The organism is Acidovorax sp. KNOB132 (assembly GCF_057541515.1).
This window is the reverse complement of sequence record NZ_BAAJYT010000493.1, coordinates 1-1,571: the sequence shown is the minus strand read 5'-3', so window position 1 is coordinate 1,571 and position 1,571 is coordinate 1. Positions and strand designations below refer to the sequence as shown.

Annotated in this window: 2 protein-coding genes; both read right to left on the bottom strand. The window is 75.2% G+C overall.

The annotated features are described in order from the left end of the window. Nucleotides 1–730 (bottom strand): SPOR domain-containing protein (locus tag AC27IO_RS24050; RefSeq protein WP_498741185.1); only part of this gene is annotated, 730 nt, incomplete at its 3' end. A 17-nt stretch (nt 731–747) separates the two neighbouring features. Further along, on the bottom strand, nt 748–1,571 hold an 824-nt coding region (locus AC27IO_RS24045), incomplete at its 5' end, for a biotin--[acetyl-CoA-carboxylase] ligase (RefSeq protein ID WP_498741183.1).

Below are 1,571 nucleotides of genomic sequence, written 5' to 3'. Positions count from 1 at the left end.
GCAACTGCCCCTCCGCCTGGGTGCGCAGGGCCGCGGTGGCGGCCGGCAGGCGCAGCACGTAGCCCGTGGCATCGGTGCGTTCCTGCACCACGCGGGCGGTGCGCACGCCCTGCGTGCCCAGCGTGGCCAGGGCCCGCTCGGCGGCCTCTTCCGTGGAAAAGCGGCCCAGCGACAGGCCCGGCTCCAGCGCCGCGCCCGGCCGGTCGTATGGCACCTTGCGGGCGCGCAGTTCGGCGCGCTTCTTCTCCAGCGTGTCCTCGTCGGCGAAGCGGCCCATGTAGACCATCCAGCGGCCGGTGAGCGAGATCGGCTCCAGCGTCCAGCTGCCCGGCGGCAGACCGGCCGTGGCGGTGCGCAACGCATCGAGCTGCCCCTTCTCGAACGTGCCCGCCTGCAGGCAGGGCGCGGGCTCGGCGGCGGCCACGGGTGGGGCCGATGCGGGCGCGGCCTCGCTGGTGCTGGGTGCGGGAGTGGAGGCGGGAGCGGGCGGGGTGGCGGGGGCCGCAGGCGCTTCGCCCCCGTTCGCGTTTGCGTTGCCGTTGCCGTTGGGGGTGGTGCCCGTTCCGTTGGCGCGGCCCAGGCGCAGGTTCTCGGGCTGGATCTGCTGCTCCAGGCGCTGGGGCTCGGACTGCTCGGGCGGCGCCCAGCCCCACGAGCGCAGCAGCCCCTGCGCCCACGCGTAGTAGCCGGCATTGGCCAGCAGCAGAACCAGGACGGCGGCGCGCAGCATGGGTGGGCCTTTCTCGGTCAGCGCGGCGCCGACGGGCCGGCGGGCCGCACGCTGATCTCGGAGCTGGTCACGGCCTGCATGCCCTGCGCGGTGTGCACCAGCAGCGCGCCATCCTCGCCCACGCCATGGGCCGTGCCCGTGGTGCCATCGCTCAGCGTCACCGCGCGGCCGCTCAGCACGTCGCGCTGGTGGAACCGGGCCTGCACCGGCGCGAAGCCATAGGCCTCGAACGATTGCAGCATGGCGACCAGCGGCGCGGCGATGCGCTGCAGCGCCGTGGGCGCATCCAGGCCGGGCTCCACGTCCTGCAGGCTGCCGGGCGGGGTGTTCATGCCGTCCGCCTGCGGCGGCTGCACGTTGATGCCGATGCCGGCCACCACGTAGCGCGTGGCGGGGGCGGCATGCGCTTCCCAGCCGGGCGCGACGAGGCTCGCCGTCTCCACGAGGATGCCGGCCAGCTTGCGATCGCCGTCCAGCCACAGATCGTTGGGCCATTTGAGGCCGATGCGCGCGGCACCTGCCAGCGGCGTGGGCTGCAGGCTCTCGGCCACGCTCACCCCCACGGCGAGCGACAGGCCCGACCAGTCGGCCGGCGCCAGCGGCATGCCCAGCGAGAACATGAGCGCATCGCCCACCGCGCCACGCCAGGGCCGGCCCAGCCGCCCGCGGCCGGCGGTCTGCAGTTCGGCCACGAGCAGGGTGGGCTCGGCCAGGCCCGCGCGGGCGCGGCGCATGAGTTCGGTGTTGGTGGAGTCGACGCTCGGCAGCACCTCCACGGTGAAGCCCGGCAGCACGGGGGCCACGGCTTCCCAGATGGCCTCGGCGGGCCAGCGGATGGGGG